This window comes from Leucobacter alluvii, from assembly GCF_039530485.1.
In the GTDB taxonomy this organism is placed as follows: Bacteria; Actinomycetota; Actinomycetes; order Actinomycetales; family Microbacteriaceae; genus Leucobacter; species Leucobacter alluvii.
Window position 1 is genome coordinate 393957 of record NZ_BAAAOP010000005.1, and the last position, 20470, is coordinate 414426.

The 20470-nt window shown below is 66.5% G+C and carries 18 protein-coding genes and 1 pseudogene; 15 read left to right on the forward strand and 4 right to left on the reverse strand.

The genetic code is table 11. The features are described from left to right. Positions 1-26 precede the first annotated feature (26 nt). Genes ABFX18_RS06355 through ABFX18_RS06365 form a run of 3 tightly spaced genes read left to right on the forward strand, consistent with a single transcriptional unit; the run spans position 27 to position 3021 of the window. A complete protein-coding gene (locus ABFX18_RS06355; protein ID WP_428833649.1) occupies positions 27-773 on the forward strand; it encodes a lysophospholipid acyltransferase family protein in 747 nt (248 codons plus the stop codon). Further along, a complete protein-coding gene (locus ABFX18_RS06360) occupies positions 770-1891 on the forward strand; it encodes an NAD(P)H-dependent glycerol-3-phosphate dehydrogenase (RefSeq protein WP_211648173.1) in 1122 nt (373 codons plus the stop codon). Before ABFX18_RS06355 ends, ABFX18_RS06360 begins: the two co-directional genes overlap by 4 nt. Next, positions 1888-3021 (forward strand): D-alanine--D-alanine ligase family protein, encoded by a 1134-nt coding sequence (locus ABFX18_RS06365; protein ID WP_346057771.1) that lies wholly within the window; start codon positions 1888-1890, stop codon positions 3019-3021. Before ABFX18_RS06360 ends, ABFX18_RS06365 begins: the two co-directional genes overlap by 4 nt. 26 nt (positions 3022-3047) lie before the next feature. On the opposite strand, the gene ABFX18_RS06370 is transcribed toward ABFX18_RS06365, so the two are convergent. Beyond that, on the reverse strand, positions 3048-3542 hold the full coding sequence (locus ABFX18_RS06370) for a DUF3515 family protein (protein WP_200329208.1): 495 nt from the start codon (positions 3540-3542) through the stop codon (positions 3048-3050). Positions 3543-3626: 84 nt separating this feature from the next. On the opposite strand from ABFX18_RS06370, the gene thiL reads away from it, so the two are divergent. Continuing rightward, positions 3627-4712 (forward strand): thiamine-phosphate kinase, encoded by a 1086-nt coding sequence (gene thiL, locus ABFX18_RS06375; RefSeq protein ID WP_346057772.1) that lies wholly within the window; start codon positions 3627-3629, stop codon positions 4710-4712. A gap of 29 nt (positions 4713-4741) precedes the next feature. Here the strand turns inward: thiL and ABFX18_RS14245 are convergent. Continuing rightward, positions 4742-5121, reverse strand: a pseudogene (locus tag ABFX18_RS14245) (CPBP family intramembrane glutamic endopeptidase). 654 nt (positions 5122-5775) lie between these two features. Between ABFX18_RS14245 and ABFX18_RS06380 the strand changes: the two are divergent. The 7 genes from ABFX18_RS06380 to ABFX18_RS06410 all read left to right on the forward strand — a co-directional run bounded on the left by ABFX18_RS06380 (position 5776) and on the right by ABFX18_RS06410 (position 11347). Beyond that, complete coding sequence (locus ABFX18_RS06380; RefSeq protein WP_346057773.1) at positions 5776-7446, forward strand: RCC1 domain-containing protein; 1671 nt, start codon at positions 5776-5778, stop codon at positions 7444-7446. A 48-nt stretch (positions 7447-7494) separates the two neighbouring features. Then, complete coding sequence (locus tag ABFX18_RS06385; RefSeq protein ID WP_346057774.1) at positions 7495-8199, forward strand: hypothetical protein; 705 nt, start codon at positions 7495-7497, stop codon at positions 8197-8199. A gap of 45 nt (positions 8200-8244) precedes the next feature. Continuing rightward, positions 8245-8868 carry a hypothetical protein gene (locus ABFX18_RS06390; protein ID WP_346057775.1) on the forward strand — a complete coding sequence of 208 codons (624 nt, stop codon included), beginning with the start codon at positions 8245-8247 and terminating at the stop codon, positions 8866-8868. Then, positions 8865-9491: a hypothetical protein gene (locus tag ABFX18_RS06395; RefSeq protein WP_346057776.1), complete on the forward strand. Its 627-nt coding sequence runs from the start codon at positions 8865-8867 to the stop codon at positions 9489-9491. Before ABFX18_RS06390 ends, ABFX18_RS06395 begins: the two co-directional genes overlap by 4 nt. 152 nt (positions 9492-9643) lie before the next feature. After that, the gene (locus ABFX18_RS06400; protein WP_346057777.1) at positions 9644-10123 is read left to right on the forward strand and encodes a hypothetical protein; all 480 of its coding nucleotides are present in this window, start codon (positions 9644-9646) and stop codon (positions 10121-10123) included. Further along, positions 10120-10791, forward strand: a complete 672-nt coding sequence (locus ABFX18_RS06405; RefSeq protein ID WP_346057778.1) for a hypothetical protein — start codon at positions 10120-10122, stop codon at positions 10789-10791. The genes ABFX18_RS06400 and ABFX18_RS06405 overlap by 4 nt, the downstream gene beginning before the upstream one ends. A gap of 37 nt (positions 10792-10828) precedes the next feature. After that, on the forward strand, positions 10829-11347 hold the full coding sequence (locus tag ABFX18_RS06410) for a signal peptidase I (protein ID WP_346057779.1): 519 nt from the start codon (positions 10829-10831) through the stop codon (positions 11345-11347). A 331-nt stretch (positions 11348-11678) separates the two neighbouring features. Here the strand turns inward: ABFX18_RS06410 and ABFX18_RS06415 are convergent, their stop codons facing one another. Beyond that, positions 11679-13316 carry a PucR family transcriptional regulator gene (locus tag ABFX18_RS06415; RefSeq protein ID WP_346057780.1) on the reverse strand — a complete coding sequence of 546 codons (1638 nt, stop codon included), beginning with the start codon at positions 13314-13316 and terminating at the stop codon, positions 11679-11681. Positions 13317-13473: 157 nt separating this feature from the next. Between ABFX18_RS06415 and gabT the strand changes: the two genes are divergently transcribed. Together gabT and ABFX18_RS06425 are read left to right on the forward strand one after the other, a co-directional pair. Further along, a complete protein-coding gene (gene gabT / locus ABFX18_RS06420; protein WP_090148393.1) occupies positions 13474-14811 on the forward strand; it encodes a 4-aminobutyrate--2-oxoglutarate transaminase in 1338 nt (445 codons plus the stop codon). 44 nt (positions 14812-14855) lie between these two features. Next, positions 14856-16325, forward strand: a complete 1470-nt coding sequence (locus tag ABFX18_RS06425) for an NAD-dependent succinate-semialdehyde dehydrogenase (protein ID WP_346057781.1) — start codon at positions 14856-14858, stop codon at positions 16323-16325. 209 nt (positions 16326-16534) lie between these two features. On the opposite strand, the gene rsmD is transcribed toward ABFX18_RS06425, so the two are convergent. Continuing rightward, positions 16535-17125, reverse strand: coding sequence for a 16S rRNA (guanine(966)-N(2))-methyltransferase RsmD (gene rsmD / locus ABFX18_RS06430; RefSeq protein ID WP_200329204.1), 591 nt, complete (start codon positions 17123-17125; stop codon positions 16535-16537). A 44-nt stretch (positions 17126-17169) separates the two neighbouring features. On the opposite strand from rsmD, the gene ABFX18_RS06435 reads away from it, so the two are divergent. Both ABFX18_RS06435 and ABFX18_RS06440 read left to right on the forward strand, forming a co-directional pair. Further along, a complete protein-coding gene (locus ABFX18_RS06435; RefSeq protein ID WP_346057782.1) occupies positions 17170-19383 on the forward strand; it encodes an ATP-dependent DNA helicase RecG in 2214 nt (737 codons plus the stop codon). A 160-nt stretch (positions 19384-19543) separates the two neighbouring features. Next, positions 19544-20455 (forward strand): ABC transporter ATP-binding protein, encoded by a 912-nt coding sequence (locus ABFX18_RS06440; protein ID WP_346057783.1) that lies wholly within the window; start codon positions 19544-19546, stop codon positions 20453-20455. Positions 20456-20470: the final 15 nt, after the last annotated feature.

Here is a 20470-nt window from a genome sequence, read left to right on the forward strand (position 1 = left end):
CTGACACCGTGAAGTTCCGGAGCCGACTGTCGCCTGAGAAGCGTCGGCCCTCGGCGTTCTGGGTGCTGGCCCTCATGATCCTGCCGTTCTGGTCGCTCATGGTGCGGTACCGTTTCACGCCGCAGTCGAAGCTTCCGGAGCGCGGGCCCTTCATCCTCGCCCCGAATCACTACAGCGAAGTCGACCCGATCGCGGTGGGCGCCGCTGTATGGCATCTCGGCCGCTTGCCGCGCTTCATGGCGAAGGCCAGCCTCTTCAAGGTGCCCGTCCTCGGGTGGCTCATGCGGGCATCCGGTCAGGTGCCGGTGCAGCGCGACGGTGTCGCCCGCTCCGCGAGCCGCGACGGCAACCCGATGAGTGCGGCCTCGCAGATCATCGAACGGCAGGACGGCGTGATCGTGTACCCGGAGGGCACGCTCACCCGTGATCCCGACCTGTGGCCGATGCGGGGCAAGAGCGGAGCCGTGAGACTCGCACTCGAAGCGGGTATTCCACTGATCCCGGTGGCCCACTGGGGCACGCATCGGCTGATGCCGCGCTATGCGAAGCGACTGCACCCGTTTCCGCGCAAGACGATCGAGGTCGCCATCGGCGAACCGCTCGATCTCAGTCGCTACGCGGGCAAACCGGTCGATCAGCGAACCATCAACGAGGCGACGCGGGAGCTGATGGACGCCATCACGGCGCTCCTCGCCGGGCTCCGAGACGAACAGCCGCCGGCTGAACGCTGGGATCCGAGCAAGCACCAGCAGAGCGAAACGGGGCGCTTTTGACTACTCGATCCGCAGCAGCGGGATCGGTCCACAGTGATCGCAATCGGGGCCGAAGGGTCGCGGTCATCGGCGCGGGGAGCTGGGGAACCACCTTCGCCAAGGTGCTCGCCGACGCGGGGTGCGACGTCACGATGTGGGCGCGTCGCCCCGAGATCGCGAATGAGATCCAGGTCGCGCGCCGCAACAGTCAGTATCTGCCTGGCGTGAATCTGCCGAAGACGCTCACGGCGACGGACGATCTGGCCACGGCGCTGCAGGGGGCGCGACTCGTCTTCCTCGCCGTCCCGAGCCAGACGCTGCGTCAGAATCTCATCGACCTCGAACCGTATCTCGATCGTCGGTCGGTGCTCGTGAGCCTGGTGAAAGGCGTCGAGAAGACGACGACCATGCGGATGTCGGAGGTGATCGCCGACACGCTCGATCTCGGACCCGAGCGCATCGCGGTGGTATCGGGCCCCAACATCGCCCTCGAGATCGCGAAAGAACAGCCAACTGGAGCCGTGGCTTCGTGCGTGGACCTCGGCGTCGCTCAAGAAGTGGCGATGGCTGCGAACGCGCCGTACTTCCGAACGTACGTGAATACTGATGTCATCGGAACGGAACTCGGCGGCGTGCTGAAGAACCTCATCGCGCTCGCCATCGGCATCGTGGACGGCGTCGGTTACGGCGAGAACACGAAGGCTGCGATCATCACTCGCGGGCTCGCCGAGATGACGGAGTTCTCGGTAGCCTCAGGCGCCGATCCTGCGACCCTCTCCGGTCTCGCGGGCCTCGGCGATCTCATCGCCACCTGCCAGTCGCCGCTCTCCCGCAACAACACCGCAGGCCGCCTCATCGGTCAGGGGTACACGCAGGAGGAGACCCGCGAGCAGATGCAGCAGGTCGCCGAAGGCATCACGTCGGTACCGCCCGTGCTCGAACTCGCTCGGGAACGCGGAATCGTCATGCCGATCGTCGAGCAGGTGCAGATGGTGCTCAGCGGCAAGATGCAGCCCGAGTACCTCGGCCCGCACCTCGCCACCGAAGACGACGTGCCGCAAGCGGAACTCAGCTTGGGATCGCCCCAGATCGGTCGACTGAAACGACTGTTCGACCGTATGAAGGGAACACGCGGGTGACTGCCAACGCACTCCGAGAAGATGCTCCGGCGAAGCGCACGGTGGTGCTGCTGTTCGGAGGCCGGTCGAGTGAGCACGGCATCAGTTGTGTGACCGCAGCGGGTGTGCTCCGCGCGATCGACCGCGCGAAGTTCGACGTGATTCCCGTGGGAATCACTCAGCAGGGCGCCACCGTGCTGATGGAAGAAGCGGATCTCGACGGGTACCGGCTCGACGCAGCAGCGCTTCCCGAAGTCGCCGACAACGGCACCCGCGTGCTGTGGCCGGCGTCGACCGCCACCCGTGTCATCAGCGTGATCGACCGTTCGGGGCGAGTCCGAGAGGTCGGGAGTGCTGACGCAGTGCTGCCGATGCTGCACGGTCCCTACGGCGAAGACGGCACCGTGCAGGGCATGCTCGATCTCGTGGATCTGCCCTACGTGGGGAGCGGCGTGCTGGGATCGGCCCTGTGCATGGACAAGCACGCGGTCAAGACCGTGCTGGCAGATGCGGGCATCGCCGTGGCGCCGTGGAACACGGTGACGCGTTCTCAGCTCGACGCCGACCCCGCATTGGTCTCCCGGCTCGACGCAGATCTGACGTACCCGCTCTTCGTGAAGCCCGCCCGGGCGGGATCGAGCGTTGGCGTCAGCAAGGTCGTCGCGCCGGCGGAGCTGCCGGCGGCGCTGGAAGTCGCGTTCGCCGAGGATCGCACCGTGCTCGTCGAATCCGGCGTCGTCGGCCGCGAGGTCGAGATCGCAGTGCTCGAGGGCCGCCGCGAGGCGCGCCCGCGAACGAGCACCGTGATCGGCGAGATCGTGATCGCCGGCGGCGGCTTCTACGACTTCGCGTCGAAGTACCTGGATGGTTCAGGCGTGCGCCTGGACCTGCCCGCCGAGGTGAGCGAAGCGGAGTTCGCGGCGCTGCAACGCGACGCTGTCCTCGCGTTCGAGATCGCCCAGTGCGCCGGGCTTGCGCGAGTCGACTTCTTCTTGACGGAGAACGGGCCGGTGCTCAACGAGATCAACACGCTTCCCGGTTTCACGCCGATCTCGATGTACCCCCGTCTCTGGGAAGCATCGGGACTGAGCTACACCGAGCTCATCACGGAGCTCGTCGAGCTCGCGATCGAGCGCCGCCCGGCGTACTGAGCTGCCTCGACGTTACGGGTGCGTCGTCACTGCTTCGCTCCGGGGACGTCGAACGTGTCGGAGAGCGTGGTGCACTCGCGCTCTTGAGGGAGCTGCTGCACGACCGCATTGAGGTCAACCGTCGTTTCGGTGCCGCTCACCTGCTCGGAGTCGACGAAGACCGCGAGGCCGGGCGTTCGACCGTACGGCTCGAAGCGATAGATGGGAGCTGCTGAGTCGTCGATCACCCAATCGACGCCGTTGACGTTCACGCACGTGTCCGTCGTCGGTCCGCTCGGCTCGACACCGCACACGAGTTGCACGGCGCCGTCACCCCAAGCGCCGGTCGCCTGGGCGTTCGTGTAGCGCCGTTCCTCCCCGGCGACGATGTCGGGCAGCCGCACGATCACATTGGCGCACGCCGGATTATTCGCGTCCTCCGCAGCGTCCATCGGCACGATGGGAGCGCATGCAGACAGGAGGGTCGCGGTACTCGCGAGTGCTGCTGAGAGTGCGACGATCTTGAGGGCCCGAAACTTCACCGTTCCAGCCTACTCGCCGGGGCCTGGTCGAGTGCCGGGCGCGGTGGCGAGGCGCGGACGCGTGAGCGACGGTAGCGTAGGAACGTGGAACCACGAGAGACGTTCGCGCCCACGGTCGGAGAACTGGGTGAGTCCGGCGTGCTCGCGCGCGTACTCGCGCAGCTCTCAGAGGCGAGCGCCGTCGAGCTGGGCCCGGGCGACGACTGCGCGGTGCTGCGGCACGAGGGCGACATCGTCGTGACGACCGACACCATGATCGAAGGCCCCGATTTCCGCCTCGCCTGGCATGACGGCTTCGAACTCGGCTGGAAGTTGGCGGCGACGAATCTCTCCGACGTTGCCGCCATGGGCGCGCGTCCGACCGCACTGACCGTCGCTCTCGCAGTGCCGCTCGATACTCCCGTGCATCTCCTCGAGCGAATCGCGGAGGGTCTCGACGCTGCGTGTCGTGCGCTGGCGCCGGGGTGCGGCGTGGTGGGCGGCGACCTGGGGAGAGCGCCTGTGGTGACTGCCGCGGTCACGGCGCTCGGCGACCTCGAAGCGCGGGCGCCGGTGCTGCGTTCCGGCGCCCGCGCGGGCGACGTCGTGGCGTACGCGGGGGAGTTGGGGCTCGCAGGGCTCGGTCTCTCGCTGCTCTTCGCGGAGGGCCTCGCGTCCGACGGCACCGCGAGTGCGGACGCCGTCCCAGGGCTCTGGGCCGCGCATCCGGAGGTCCTCGCCGCGCAGCTCGCGCCGGCGCCTCCCATCCCGCTCGGTATCGCAGCGGCGCAGGGCGGGGCAACGGCAATGATGGACGTCTCCGACGCTCTCTCGATCGACAGTGAGCGCCTGGCTCGCGCGAGCGACGTGCAGATCGGCTTCTCCTCGGCGCTGCTCGAACGCGGCTTCGGCGAGCAGAGCGGAGTCGTGGTGCCGGTCGAAGCGATGCTGCACGGCGGCGAGGATCACGGTCTGCTCGCGACCTTCCCCGCCGACGTCGCGCTGCCCGCCGGGTTCCTGCCCATCGGGACCGTGGCGGCGGCGCCCAAACCAAGATCGTCGGTCGAAGCCGACCCGGCCGCGGCACGGATGGTCGTCGGACAGGTTGCCGGAAGGTTGTCGCTCGATGGCACAGCGCTCGTCTCGCGCGGCTGGGACCCCTACACCGTGCAGTATCCAGGTACTGCATGACATGTGGCGAAGCTCAGCGACCCAGCGAGTCAACCGAGAAACATACTCGATACGAACCCCATTGTGTTCCATGCAACGTGCACCGAAATAGGAACCAAGATGTTTCGTTGCGAGAGCAGGTACAGGGCTCCGAGCAGTAGCCCAACAAGGCCGTAATTCAGAAGGAGCGGCCACTCGGCGATACTTCGGAGATGCAATGCGCCGGCCAGGGCGCTGGACACGATGAGCGCCACCCATTCTGGTGTCGGCGGGCAATCTTCCCGATGAGCACTCCGCGAAAGATGACCTCTTCGAGCACGGGTTCGACGATTCCCGATGCGACGAAAAGTAGACTCGCCAGTAGCACGGAACTCTTCGCGAGCACCGGTAACTGGGCTGTCGACTGCGCGTTCTCTCCGTCGGGTGGCACTCCCAGGTGGAAGAAGATGGTCGTAGTGATGATTCCTCATAGGTAGGCCGTGACGAATCCGAAAGTTCCCCATCCCACGAACCGCCATGGGCAATGCGAGTCGCCCTCCAACCCGAAGCGAGCTCGCGACGGAAACACCGGAAAGCGGCGACGCCGATCAGCACGTACACCATGAGGCGTGCTGTGGCGGTGCCCTCGCGGTGCTTCTCCCGGGAACCTTCGTCTCCGGCAACGTGACCGAGCAACAGGTAGACGATGAATACCCCGATGACACCGATTTGTGCATACGAGAGCACATTTCGCTCCGACCACGAAGTTGAGTATCGAACTTCAGTTTCTGCGGTAGGGGGAGTCTGGACACGCAGTGAGGCGGACCGAACTACCACTGACGGATCTCGTCCGGAAGTGAATCGCATAGTGCTTCTGCGGACGTACGTAAACAGGGACTACTCAGAACGGTGATAATCGCTACTTAGAGCGGTGCGGTCCATTACTGAATTGTTGCCCTGACTGGGAAAGGCGTTGTTCTCGGCACTCGCGAGAACATCATTGACTATCGGTTTCCGACGTACTTATGGTGATACTGCAGCTGGCGCCATCCGCGATCGTTGAGCGGGACTGCACTCTATGCGAGGCGCCGCAGCACCAGCGTCGGTGCACGGGCAGGAGGCCAAACAAGTGGGCAGCAGACGGGGGATCGTTGGGGCCGCGATCGCGAGCGCGGCGGCACTTGGCGTGCTGGCGTTCACCGCATCGACGACGGTTGCCGGGTTTCAGTCATCCAGTTATGCGAGAGCAGAACTCGCAACCGAGGCCATGATCTCGGCGTATCCGGTACGTCAAGACATGTCGCCCGGTTCGGCGCTGTATCTGAATCGTTTCGGCGAACTGTACGTCTCGGGGGATCGGCGAAGCGGGAATGGCGCGGGAACTGCAAGCACCGCACTGAACTTGACGCCCCCAAATCAGGTTGTCTTCCCAGAAGGGGTGCGGATCGTCGACGCGGGCTCATCTGGAAACGATTTCAACTGGGGGCAGCAGACCTTGTTCTCTGCGCTCGACGACCAGGGGCGCGTTTGGACGTGGGGTCAGGCCTGGGGAGGGCACACGCTCATCGGGCGCGGCCCAATCTCCGCTTCCGAGTCTTGGACGCCAGGTCAAGTCACGACAACCGACACCGGTGAGGCGCTGCCCGAGATCATCGATCTCCAGCAGATCGAGAATCAGGTATATGCGTTGGATGTCAGCGGCACGCTGTGGGCGTGGGGTTATGGTGGCGAGAACATGCCGACCCCGACGACCGGCAATAAGCCGCTTCCTTCGCGAGCAAATACGACGACAGCTACGCCGGGCCTTGCTGCCTGCGTCTCCAACAACACGGGTGATGTCGTCTGGCACACCATCTGGGGCGGCTACGTTTCCGCGGGCGGAGTCGCAACGAACGGCCTGATCTATACCTGGGGCTGGGACAACTCCAACGGGGTGTCCACCACTCAAACGAATCAGGGGTGCCCGATCCTCAACCAGGGTGCCAACGAGGTGCTGTTCGAACGATACCCGGAGTTGTATCAGACCGCCGACGGTCTGACGTACGACCCATCGGCGTTGCCCACCGAAGCGGAGCGCACCGCCCGGTATGAGGCGATCGTTGAACATCAATCGGAAGTCACGACCGGTCCTTGCGCCCAACCGACGCGCAAGGAGAACGGGGTGGATGCGAGCGAGTGCCCGGTTCGCCAACTCGGTTTCTCATCGCGAGCGCCGCGCCTCCTCCTGCAGAACGGCGACCTGTACACCTGGATGGTCTCGACGGACATGACGTACGGGTTCTACTTCCTCGGCCGTCCGAGCAGCACGAACCAGGCCGATCCGAACTTCCGCAACCGGCCCGCGCTCGCGCTCTCGAACGTTGATTCCACAGTCTCGGGCGTCGGTTCGATGCAAGCGCTCACCCGCGATGGGCTCGTGTATGGATGGGGCCTCAACAACTTCTGCCAAGCAGTCGGAGAACGGACGTCGGGCTCCAACCCATGCAACAGCAATGTCGCCGCAGATATCGTCACGCTCCCTCGCCTTGTCGGTGGCATACCGGGCGACGTCCCCATCGCCAGGCTCAGCTCGACGCAGTGCGCTGCGTGGGCCACCTCTGCCGACGGAGCCGTCTGGGGGTGGGGCGGAGGCACAATCGTAGCCACCGGGTGGGTGACCTGCGGCACGGCTGGAGCCACGTACAAGATCCATGACCAGCGCGCCGCAACCGTTTCGACGCCATTCGGAGCTCCCATCACTGCGACTTCCACGGCCACCACACCCGTCCTCGAATAGTCCCACCATGAAATTCTCCAGTCACTCATCACGCGAAAGGCGACACTCATGAACGAAACGCTGCAGTCTTCAGACGCACCCTCCGAAGCTCCTACCGAAGCTCTCACAGAACGGCGGCGCGGGAGGAAGCGCCTGATCATCGCGGGCGGCGCACTGATCGGTGTTGGAGCCCTCGCGACAGTCGCCGCATTCACTGATTTTGGCTTGCTGAATCTCGGCGGCGATGGCGGCTTCGGCGGCCCCGATAACGTCTACAACATCCAGGTTTCCGCCGGGCAGGAAGACACGGTTGGAGATGTCGCAAGCTGGATCGAGGCAAATCCCGATGCCGTGGATGTCGTGCCCATTGCAGGCGCTGATTCGCTCATCCCGGGCGGGGCTCCGGTCGACGTGAGCATTCCCGTTCTCAACGCTTCACCGACGTTCGGTTCGACGTTGGAAGTCTCGATCGAAGACACCACGCCCGTCGACTCCGATGGCGCGCAGGAGACTCGGAACAATGCGTACGCGGCTCTCGCGAGGGTCAGCATTGCACAAGTGGCGGACGCCTCTACGACGCCGACGTCATGGGTCATCGAAGACGCGACGATCTCGGCGGCCAACACGGCACTGGACACTCTCGCTGCGGAAGCCGGCGTCGTGACCGTCGTCAGGGTCGAGCTGGTCGAAGGGGCGACTCAAGAAGAGACGAATGCCGCAAACGGAGGCATGGTCAACCTGCAAGCGCGCTTCGACGGCACTTCCGTGAACTGATTTCCGACAACCACGCTACTCGAATGACTCGAAAGCAGGTGATCCGTGCCGCAGATTCGCTCGCAACGACGTGTCCGTCGTGACATCGCCGCAACGATCATCGCATCTGCGATCGTCGCCATCGGGTTGCTCCTCGTTGCAGCCACCACGCTGGTCACCGGTGCGGCTGAAACCGGAAGGGTGGGCGGTCGAGCCGTCATCGGCGCAGCTGGAGCGGACGCTTTCGCCGTCCAAGTGGCGGGACGCGAAGGCGAAGGGTGGGAGCCCACTGCATCGGATTGGGTGTACGCCCGCACGAGCGGATTCGACGTGCCCATGGATCTCGAACAAGGCTTCGGACCAGGAGCTTCACGCGTCTTCACGCTGGGTGTGCGCAACGCGAGTCCTGAACTGCCAGGCGCGATCAGCATGGAGATTCTGAACCGGGATGCCGCTGAATCGGCGCTTTTCGATCGACTCCTCTACACGGTCGAGATGCGCGGCGATGTACTGCTCGATCGGGTTCCTGGAGACGAGCTCGACGCCATGACGCCGGTGAACCTCGGGTACTTCGAGTCGGAAGACGCGAAGACCCTCACGATGACGGTCACGATGCCTGAAGATGCCGGCAACGAGTTGCAGCGTGAAACAGCGCGAGTACAGGTGGCGATGCGGGGAGTTTCACAATGAAGCGCCCGATACGGCTGGCGGCTGTCTTGCTCGGCATCGGCTCGGTGCTCCTGATCGGCACGACGGCGGCCGCATTCACGCAAACGCTGCAGGCGGACGGGTCGCTCTCTGGTTCGGTCGCCGTCGCTCAGGGGACAGATCCCGCTGATCGCTACGGGGATCCAGCGCAGCCCAATATCGTCGCGGAGGTCACCCCCGACTCTCGCGGGATTGCGACGCTCTATGACGATCAGCGTGCATACCCGACTCGTCCTACGGCAAGCTTCACGGTCCAGGCCGCGTTGCTCGAAGGATCAGCTCCTGCAGATCTGCGCGCGATGCTGAGCGCCCCCGAGGGCGAGGCAGCCTGGATCGCGCCGTATCTGCGATTCGGAATCGAGGTCGATGGCGTGAATCAGGATCCTGACGGCATTCCCCGAAGCATGCAGCAGGTCAACGATGCAAATGGCATCCACATCGGTACGCGCGAGGCCGGCGCTCCCGCGTCGCAGATCCTGATCAAGGTGTGGCTCGCACCCGATGCACCTCAGGCTGCCTACGGCCAGCAGGTGCCGGTGGACGTCACGATCATCGGGCAGACGACCGCCGGCACGACCTTCGAACTGGAGATGACGCTGCAATGAGACCGTGTCGCATCGCTCTCAGCGCGGTCATCGCTCTTGCGCTGAGCTGTGCCGTCGCCTCTCCGGTGCTCGCCGCCGGGGTGCTCGAGCCAGTGGGGCCCACGAGCGTGGAAGTTCGTGTGGCAGGGCCCGGTCACGGCGTCGCATGGGACATGTCTGCGCGAAACGTCGCCAGCGCAATGATCACGCCGACGCTCCGGGTCACGGAAGTGACTGGCACCATCTTCGAGGGGCCGAATCCTGCGACTCTCGAGCTGAGAACTGACGACGATGTCTTGTACACCGGGAACGCCGAGAGCCTCGTCGGGGAGGTCTTCGAGGTCTGGGACGTTGCCGACGACGAGGTCGTGTCAGTATCCGCATCGGTGCACCTGCCTGCCGAGGCCGGAGATGAGTATCGCACCGCGACAGGGGTAGTGAACTGGGAGTACACAGCATTCGCCCCAGAACCTCCGGCGGCTCTGCCGCCCGCCCAGCCCGGTCAACCCGGCGCGCCCGAGCAGCCGAGGCTTCCGATGACCGGCGCGTCAAGCCCAGCAGCGATCGCTGCGTGGGGGATCGCGATCGGACTCGCCGGCGTGCTGCTCTCGTGTGCAGCGCGACGCCCACTCAAGAAACGAAATGACTCATGAGCGCAACTCGGATGACCTTGCACCGGGATCGTGCGCGGCCCACGCACCGGGTGTCGAGCAGCACTTGGGCACTGATGCTCATGATCATCGGGGCGCTGACGGCCAGTGGTGCGGTGGTCGGCTCGACGGTAGCCGCCTTCTCCGACCGAGCTGAGCTCGGAATCACCGCCGAGACTCAGTTCGATGCGCTGCTCATCCACGGTGACGAGACCGTGACGGGGTTCGGCACCGATGGTATCGACGCTGCACTCACGGGGGACGAACCCTATGTCCCGGGAGCCACCGCGATGGCCACGCTGCGCGTCGGCAACAACAGCTCTCGAGTGCCACTGACACTCGCCTCTACGGTGTCCGGAGAGGGCGACCTCAGTGAGGCGACGCGAATTTCGGCCACGGTCACTCGCGAGGACGGCGGCGTCGAGACCGTGCTCGGAAACCCGGATTCCCCCGCCGACGGCGTGCCGCTGAATGATGCGACGACAGCGGATTTGGTACTCGCCGCTCGTGATGCGCCGCCGCTGCTCGACGGAGAGACCTGGTCTGGGCCCGACGGGAGCGCCGCGACGCTCCGTGTCTACGTGCACGTGCTCGACCTCCCCGAACTCCGAGATCGTGAGAGCGGTGCGTTGGATCTGTCGATTGCGTTGACCGCCATTTCGGGAGCGTGACACGGCGATGAGCGACGCAGCAGAGGCCAGGGGTGGCATGAGAGTCTTTCGGATCGTTCGTTCGATTCTGTTCAGTATCGGCGCGGTCGCAGGGGCAGGATCGATTCTGCTGGTAATCGCGACGCTCGCATTCGGTCTCCGTCCGCTCGTCGTGATCTCCGGGTCGATGGAGCCAGGGATTCCCACTGGCTCGCTGATTCTCACGCGCACGGTTCCCGCTGCCGACCTGGAGATCGGTGACGTGGTGACGGTGCCGCGCCCCGACGGTCGCGGCCCCGTCACCCATCGAGTCGTCGAGACTGAAATGACGGAGCAGGGACCAGTCACACTGGAGCTGCAGGGCGACGCCAGTGCCGCGAAAGACCCGCAACCCTATGTGGTGAACGAAGCCGGTCTGCTCCAACTCACGGTACCGGGGCTCGGGGTCGTCGTGCAGGGACTGCGAAGCCCGCTCGGTATTGCGGGGGTCGGCACGGTGCTTGTTGGGCTCGTGCTGCTCTACTTCGTCCAGCCCACCGGAGCGAGCCCGAAGCCCGAGCACACCGCAGAATCCTGAATCTTCCAGAACGGGAACGTGTTCGTAAGCGACAACGTTCTCTCGGACGGGCGAGCCTTTCGTTCGGAACCTGGATCTGGCCATCGGAGTGAGCCCCTTCGGGATGAATCACTAGAGCGTTGAGAGGGGTTTTCGGCTCGATGCCCAGATGAGATCGATGAGCGCAGCGCGTGCGTCGTCGGCGGACCATCGGCAACAGTCATCGAGGCCGGCGCGGGACCGCCCTGGAAGCGCGACGTATTGATTCTGGGCGGTCGAAGTAGCTCCCGGGTAGGCGCGAGTGTCGGGCCGGCGAGCTGCATTTCTCGATGAGCACCCGACAGGATCAAGTTCAGCGAGCCTTCTGCTCGACGAGCATTCTCTCGGGAGGCGTGGTCAGATGGAGCGCCGCCCACAACTCGGCGCGCATATCGGGGGAGTCCAGGTCGACCTGCAGGAGCTGGGCTGCCGTCTGCACGCGAGAGCGGAGCGTATGGCGGTGCACCCCGAGTTCGGTGGACGCGGCGCTCGTCTGCCCATGGTGGGCGAGCCAGCCGGTCAAGGCCTCCTCGATGCGATCGTCGTGCCGCAGGTCGTGATGCCGCACGGGAGCGAGCAGCAGTTCCGCTCGCTGCTTCGCCTCTGGGAGCCCGTCGAGCAGGTGGATCACGCCCTCGTGGGTGGCGGGCGAATACTCGACCGGTGCACGTGCGGCGGTCGTGGCAGAGCGTTCGAGCGCGAGTTCCGCCTGCATCAACCCCTCGCGCAGATTCTCGAGGGCGACGCGGTCGGAGATGCCGGCTCCGAGCCCGTGTGCGGTGAAGAGGCGCCGGATCGCGGGAAGATGGCGCGACTCTGCCACGATGAGCGGAGCCGCGTGCGTCGTCGCCGTGAAGAGGCCGGGGCTCCCGGCGTCGAGCGACTGCAGATCTTCCGCGAAGGTCGGGTCGAGGCGATCCGGCATCGCATATCGCACCACGACGACGGGTCCTCGGGGAAACCGCGTCAGCGCATCGGTCGAGAGGCGTTCGGCCAGGGGAAGCTGCTCGGCGAGCAGCAGTTCGACGATGGCATCGCGGAGCACCGCCTGCGCCGAGCGGATCCCGCTGCGGTGCTCCAGCTGGACGGTGGCGAGGGCGGCGACGAGCCCGTGCAAGGCACGTTCGGCGATGTCTGGCACTCCGCGTTCTTCGATGGCCAGCACGCCGAGCACATGCCCCTGGCGGCCCAGTGTTTGGAGCTGCATTCCCGTGCCGGATTCCGTTTCGATGCGCCCGGCGCTCACCCCGCGCTCGATGAGTCGGCGGGCTTCCCGGCGCACCCATTCGACCGGGAGATCGGGCCGCGCGCGCTCGGGCGCGAATTCGACGACCCGCCCGAAGCGATCGGTGACGCAGACCCAGTGCCCGAGTCGTGACGCGGCTTCTCGCACGGCTGCGCCGAGGCCGTCGCGATGCAGGGACGCGTTTGCGACGGCTCGCTGCGACTCGAGTGACCAGATGTCGCGATCCCGGGTCTTCGCCTCGAGGAGGCGGGCGGCCGTCTGCACGATCTCGATGAACGCGGTGTCGTACGGCACCCTGAAGAGTGGCAGGTCGAGTCGGTCGCAGGCCGACACCACGAGTGCCGGCACCCGGTCCCAGTGCAGCCCGACGGCGACGCCGAGTGCGGTCACGCCGGCGTCGATGAGGCGCTGGACGTAGTCGCCCGCGTCGGCATCGGTGCGCATCGAGCCGAAGCGTGCGCCGGTCGTGAGCAGCACGGTTCGCGGCGTCAGGAATGGCGCGGGGTCCTCGAGCTCGCTGACGTGCACCCACTGCACGGGACGACTCGAGGCTGCGCGGCTCGCTCCCGCGATGAGCGCGAGCTCCAGCTGGTACTGGTGCAGCAGCTCGCCCAACTCGATGGTCGGCCCCTGCACCGCTTGCACAGACACCGGGAGGGTGGGCGCGGTGCGCGCACCGGAAGTCGATTGGGGCGTGATTTCCATGGCTGCTCCGCATCCGCCCCTGCCGGAGTGGCGAAACTTACGGGGCTTGAACTCCATTCTGGCAGATCGGGAAACGAGGTGCAGGCCGTAGGCTGTTCCCGAATCACCCTGAACCCGTGGACGCGGGTTCTCTCGAGACTCATAAGGAGAATCAGTCATGACAGCAGTCACCGGCGGTCCCTCGCTTCCGCAGGAGCGCAAGCTCGTCACCAGCATCCCCGGCCCCAAGTCGCAGGAGCTGCTCGCACGCAAGAACGCGGCAGTCGCCTCCGGCGTCGGCGTCGCACTGCCCGTTTCCATCGTCGCAGCGGGCGGCGGCGTCATGGTTGACGTCGACGGCAACTCCCTGATCGACCTCGGCTCCGGAATCGCCGTGACCGGCGTCGGCAACTCGGCGCCCGCCGTCGTCGAAGCCGTGACCAACCAGGTCCAGCAGTTCACGCACACCTGCTTCACCGTGACCCCCTACGAGGGGTACGTCGCAGTGGCCGAGAAGCTCAACGAAGTGACCCCTGGCGACCATGAGAAGCGCTCAGCACTCTTCAACTCGGGCGCAGAAGCCGTCGAGAACGCGATCAAGATCGCGCGCCACTACACGAAGAAGAACGCCGTCGTCGTCTTCGATCACGCGTACCACGGTCGCACCAACCTGACCATGGGCATGACCGCGAAGAACATCCCGTACAAGGACGGCTTCGGTCCGTTCGCTCCAGAGGTGTACCGCGTGCCGACGTCGTACCCGTTCCGTGACGGCCTCTCGGGCGCCGACGCCGCGTCGGTCGCGCTGAGCCAGATCGAGAAGCAGGTCGGTGCCGGCAACCTCGCCGCGATCATCATCGAGCCCATCCAGGGCGAGGGTGGCTTCATCGCTCCGGCAGAGGGATTCCTTCCCGCGCTGCAGGAGTGGGCGACCGCGAACAACGTCGTCTTCATCCTCGACGAGGTGCAGACCGGCTTCGCCCGCACCGGCGACCTCTTCGCCGCGAACCACGAAGGCGTCGTGCCCGATCTCGTCACCACGGCGAAGGGCATCGCCGGCGGCCTGCCGCTGTCGGCTGTGACCGGCCGCGCCGAGATCATGGATTCGGCGCACGCGGGCGGCCTCGGCGGCACCTACGCCGGCAGCCCGATCGCCTGCGCCGCGGCACTCGCGACGATCGACACCTACGAGCGCGAGAACCTCACCGAGCGCGCCCGCGAGATCGGCGCGATCATCGACGACTTCTTCGGCGAACTGCAGAAGTCCGATGACCGCATCGGCGACATCCGCGGACGCGGTGCGATGAAGGCCATCGAGCTCGTCGAGTCGGGTTCGCAGAAGCCCGCAGCCGCGCTCACCGGCGCGATCGCCAAGGCGGCAGGCGAGCAGGCAGTGGTCGTGCTCACCTGCGGCACCTTCGGAAACGTCATCCGTTTCCTCCCGCCGCTCTCGATCTCCGACGAGCTGCTGCGCGAAGGCCTGCAGGTCGTCGCCGATGCTCTCGCAGCGAACTGACGCGCGCGCACTCCGATCCAGAATTCTCTGAAAGGACACCGAATATGGCTTTGAAGCCCAACGAGCAGGATCTGCTCGACCGTGTCGCCTCCGGCCTCGGCATCGGCGGCACCTGGGAGCCGTCGACCTCCGGTGCGACGCTCGATGTGCACGACCCGGCCACCGGCGCCGTCATCAAGTCGATCGCCGACGCGACGGTCGAGGACGCGGTTCGCGCGCTCGACGCCGCCGTCGATGCTCAGGCCGAGTGGGCGGCGACCTCGAGTCGCGAACGCTCGAACATTCTGCGTCGCGCATTCGACCTGCTGATGGAGCGCAAGGAGGAGTTCGCGCTTCTCATGAGCATGGAGATGGGCAAGCCCATCGCCGAAGCTCGCGGCGAGGTCGTCTACGGCGGCGAGTTCCTCCGCTGGTTCTCGGAAGAGGCCGTGCGGGTTCCGGGCGACTACCGCCAGAACCCCGAGGGCACCGGCACGATGATCGTCTCGCAGATGCCGGTCGGCCCCTGCTACTTCATCACGCCCTGGAACTTCCCGCTCGCGATGGCCACCCGCAAGATCGCTCCCGCGCTTGCCGCGGGCTGCACGGTCGTCATCAAGCCGGCGGCGCTCACCCCGCTGACGACGATCTTCTTCGCACAGCTCCTCGAAGAGGCCGGCCTTCCGGCGGGCGTCGTGAACGTGGTCGCCACCTCGAAGTCGAGCGCTCAGTCGAGCGCCCTGCTCTCCGATCCGCGTCTGCGCAAGCTCTCCTTCACCGGTTCGACGCCGGTCGGTGTGAAGCTGCTCCAGGCAGCGGCGCAGAACGTGCTGCGCACCTCGATGGAGCTCGGCGGCAACGCCCCGTTCATCGTCTTCGAGGATGCGGATCTCGATAAGGCCGTCGAAGGGGCGATGCTCGCGAAGTTCCGCAACATCGGCCAGGCCTGCACCGCCGCGAACCGCATCATCGTGCACGAGTCCGTCGCCGACGAGTTCGCGCGTCGCGTCGGCGAGAAGGTCGCCGCGATGACCATCGGGCGCGGTGCAGACGAGGGCAACGACATCGGCGCGCTCGTCGAGGAGAAGGCCGTGACGAACACGGCGCGTCTCGTCGCGGACGCCGTGGAGACCGGGGCGAAGATCGTCACCGGCGGCGAAGCCGTCGATGGGCCGGGACACTTCTTCCAGCCCACGGTGATCGACCACATCAGCCCGCAGGCTGCGATCATGCGCGAGGAGATCTTCGGGCCGGTACTCGGCATCATCCGCTTCTCCACGGAGGAGGAGGCGGTCGAGATCGCCAACAACACCGAGTACGGTCTCGTGAGCTACGTGTTCACCGAGAACATCGGTCGCGGTCACCGCATGATCGAGAATCTCGAAACCGGCATGATGGGCCTGAACACCGGCCTCGTCTCGAACGCTGCGGCGCCCTTCGGCGGCGTGAAGCAGTCGGGCATCGGCCGTGAGGGCGGGTTCGAGGGCATCCACGAGTTCCTCTCGTCGAAGTACACCCTCCTGCCGCGCTCCTGAGCGTCGGCGAAGTCCGGTGAACGGGCCCGGGATCGCGAGATCCCGGGCCCGTTCCTGTTTGCCGGCCCGTGATTCCCCACTGATTCAGACGCTGGTGGCGACGTCCGGCGTCGCGCAGCGAATGCCTCGTTGCGCGGTGCCCGTGCGGAGCCCGCGCCCGAGCGGAGCGGGATCGCCTGCGGGAGGCGATGCCCCGACCGGTGAGTTCGCTACAGCGCGGGCTCCGCCCACCACAGTGCGGTCTCGCCGTAGCGCTTCTCGCGAATGGGCTGAATGCCTGAGGGCCAGGTCGGTTCCGGCGTGCGCGTGCTGCGTTCGACGAGCACCGCGGCTCCCTCGGCGAGCAGCGGCGCGAGCGCGCTGAGTACGTCGGAGATCTCCGTCTCCGAATGGTCGTAGGGCGGATCGATCATCACCACGTCCCACGTCGGGGTCACGGATCGCTCGCCCTCGGAAGCCAGAAACGTCTGCACCGACTGGCGCACGACATCGATTCGAGGCGCTGCAGTGGACGCCCGCGAGAATGCGCCGAGTACCGTGCGCGTGTTGCGCTTCGCGATCTCAGCGGCCTGCGGGTGCTTCTCGACGAGTGTGACGGTCGCGGCGCCGCGGCTTGCCGCTTCGAGCCCGAGCGCGCCGGATCCGGCGTAGAGATCGAGCACCCGCACCCCCTCGATGAGGTCCCACGACGTCAGTGTGGAGAAGATCGCCTCGCGCACGCGGTCGCTCGTCGGGCGCGTGCCCGACTTCGGAACCTCGAGACGCAGGGAACCGGCTGCTCCGGAGATGATTCTCGTCACAGGTTCGAGCGTAGCGCGTCGGCGGTCGGCGATACGCTGGGTGCATGACTCGCGCGACCCTCGACACGCCTCTCGTCGGAGTCGTGGGCGACCGAACTGCGAAGCCGCTCGAGCGGGCATTCGGCATGCGCACCGTCGGCGACCTGCTCTATCACTTTCCGCGGCGGTACTCTCGCCGGGGTGAACTGACTCCGTTGAACGACCTGCCGGTGGGCGAGCCGATCGCAGTGGTGGCGCAGGTGCTCGACGTGCGCGAGCGCCAGATGCAGCGCCGCAACGGCAAATTGCTCGAGGTGCGCATCACCGACGGCACGGGCACCCTGACCCTCACCTTCTTCAACCAGCAGTGGCGAGGGCGTGAGCTCTTGCCGGGCAAACGCGGACTGTTCGCGGGCAAGGTGAGTGAGTATCGCAATCAGCTGCAGCTGCAGCATCCCGAGTACGAGCTCTTCGAGAATCGCGAGGATGCTCCCGGCGGCGACCAGCTCGACGAGGCGGCCGCGAAGGCATGGTCGGAGACGCCCGTGCCGATCTATCCGGCTACGTCGCAGCTGCCGACGTGGACCCTGCAGCGCGCAGTCGAACTCGCACTCGACGCCCTCGGAGACGTACCGGATCCGCTTCCCGACCAGATCAGGGAATCTGAAGGCATCGAGCGGCTCGGCCGGGCGTTCGAGCACATCCACCGCCCCCAGCACGACGCCGACTGGCGGGCCGCGCGAGACAGCTTCCGCTTTCGCGAGGCGTTCGAGCTGCAGCTCGCGCTGCTCGATCGGAGGCGACGCGCCGGACTGGAGTCAAGCACGCCGCGACCGACGGGCACCGATGGCGGCCCTCTGGCGAGATTCGACGCAGCGCTGCCGTTCGAGTTGACCGGCGATCAGCGGCGTGCGGGGGCGACGATCTCAGCCGAGCTCGCCGAGCCGCATCCGATGCATCGGCTCCTGCAGGGAGAGGTCGGATCGGGGAAGACGCTCGTCGCGCTGCGAGCCATGCTCCAGGTCGCGGAGGGGGACGGGCAGAGCGCGCTGCTCGCGCCGACCGAGGTGCTCGCGGCGCAGCACTTCCGCTCGATCGTCGAGGCCCTCGGACCCGCACTCACCGAAGAGCTCAGGCCCGTGCTGCTCACGGGACGGATGCCGGCGGTGGAGCGGAAGCGTGTACTCCTCGCGCTGGTGTCGGGGGCCTCGCGGATCGCCGTCGGCACCCATGCACTGATCAGCGAAGGGGTGACGTTCCTCGATCTCGGGCTGATCGTCGTCGACGAACAGCATCGGTTCGGTGTGGAGCAGCGCGAAGCGCTGCGCCAGAAGGGGGCCCAGCCGCACGTTCTGGCGATGACGGCCACGCCGATTCCGCGAACGGTCGCGCTCACCGCATTCGGGCATCTGGAGGTCACGACGATCCGGGAGCTGCCACCCGGGCGCCAGGGGATCTCCACGTTCGCGGTGCCAGAGATCGAGATGCCCAATCGTGCCGCGCGCGTTTGGGCGCGTTCGGGCGAGGACCTGGCTGCAGGACGCCAGATCTATGTCGTCTGCCCCGCCATCGCCCCCGGTGAGGTCGAGGCAGGTGCGGAGGAGCCGGACTGCGGTGACGCGGCCGGAGGCGACGGACGCGCTCCGGAGACGGGTGACACCCGTCGTCTCGCGAACGTCGAGGAGACCGTCGAAGAACTGCGCCGGCACCCCGCGTTCGCGGGGGTCGTGATCGCCGGCCTGCACGGCGGTATGGCGCCCGACGAGAAGGACCGCGTGATGCGGGGCTTCGCGTCGGGCGCCATCGGGGTGCTCGTGGCGACCACGGTGATCGAGGTCGGCGTGAACGTGCCGAACGCGTCGATCATGATCGTCCGAGACGCCGACCGGTTCGGTATCTCCCAATTGCACCAGTTGCGCGGCCGCGTGGGTCGAGGCGAGCACGCCGGCCTCTGCCTCCTGATGACCACCGCTGAGGCCGGCACGGTAGCGCGGGAGCGCATCGATGCGGTCGCTGCAACCTCAGACGGATTCGCGCTCGCAGAGATCGATCTCGAACTGCGTCGCGAGGGCGACATCCTCGGGACGGCCCAGTCCGGCGGGCGATCGACGCTCCGACTGCTCCGGGTTGCAGAGCACGGCCCGCTCATCGCGCACGCGCGGGAGGTGGCCGGCGAACTGCTCGCCCGCGATCCCGAACTCACGGGGGCACCCGGCCTCGCCGAACTGATCGCCAAGGATCAGGAAGCGGGCCTGCTCGACAACCTCGCGAAATCGTAGCGAGCAAGGCGCGCCCCGCGCCGACCGCCTGCGCGACGCTGCGGGCGTCCGGTACTCGGGTACCACGACGGGCGGCACCTGCGATGGATGTGCGCGCGAGGCGTCGAACCTACCGTTGAAGCGACGCCGGAAGTTCGGCAGCAGCAGAAACGGAGACATCATGATCGAAGCGCGCGGACTCACGAAGCAGTACGGCAGCACAACGGCGGTCGACGACGTCAGCTTCAGCATCGCACCGGGGCAGGTCACCGGCTTTCTCGGGCCGAACGGCGCCGGCAAGTCGACGAGCATGCGGTTGATGGTCGGACTCGACCGGCCGACGTCGGGCACCGTCACGGTGAACGGTGCGAAATACGCCGACACGGCAGCCCCACTCGCCGAGGTCGGGGCCCTGCTCGACGCGAAGGGGGTGCACCCGGGACGGAGCGCGCGAAGCCATCTCCGCGCTCTTGCAGCAACGCACGGAATCCCGGACACCCGCGTCTCGGAAGTGCTCGAGCAGACGGGTCTCTCAGCGGTCGCCAACCGGCGTGTCGGCGGCTACTCGCTCGGCATGGGCCAGCGCCTGGGCATCGCAGCGGCGCTGCTCGGCGATCCGCAGATCCTGATACTCGACGAGCCGGTCAACGGTCTCGATCCGGACGGGGTGCTCTGGGTGCGGCAACTGCTGCGTCATCTCGCATCAGAAGGGCGCACGGTGCTGCTCTCGAGTCACCTCATGAGCGAGATGGCGCAAACCGCCGACCACGTGATCGTGCTCGGTCGGGGGCGCGTCGTAGCTGACGCGCCGATCGCCGAGTTCATCGGGGGAGTTCGGAGCGGGAGCGTGACCGTGCGCAGCCCGCAGGCCACGAAGCTTGCATCGTTGCTCATGAACTCGCACCGGGAGGGGGCCGTGCTCGAACCGCTCGGCGACGAGGGCTTCAGCGCTCGCGGCTTCACCGCCGCCGACATCGGATCGGTAGCCGCGGCGTACCAGATCGAGCTCCACGAACTGAGCCCGCAGACGGCGAGCCTCGAGGAGGCCTACCTGGAACTCACGCGCGGCGAGGTCGAGTACACCGCCTCATGAGGATGCCGGCCGAGC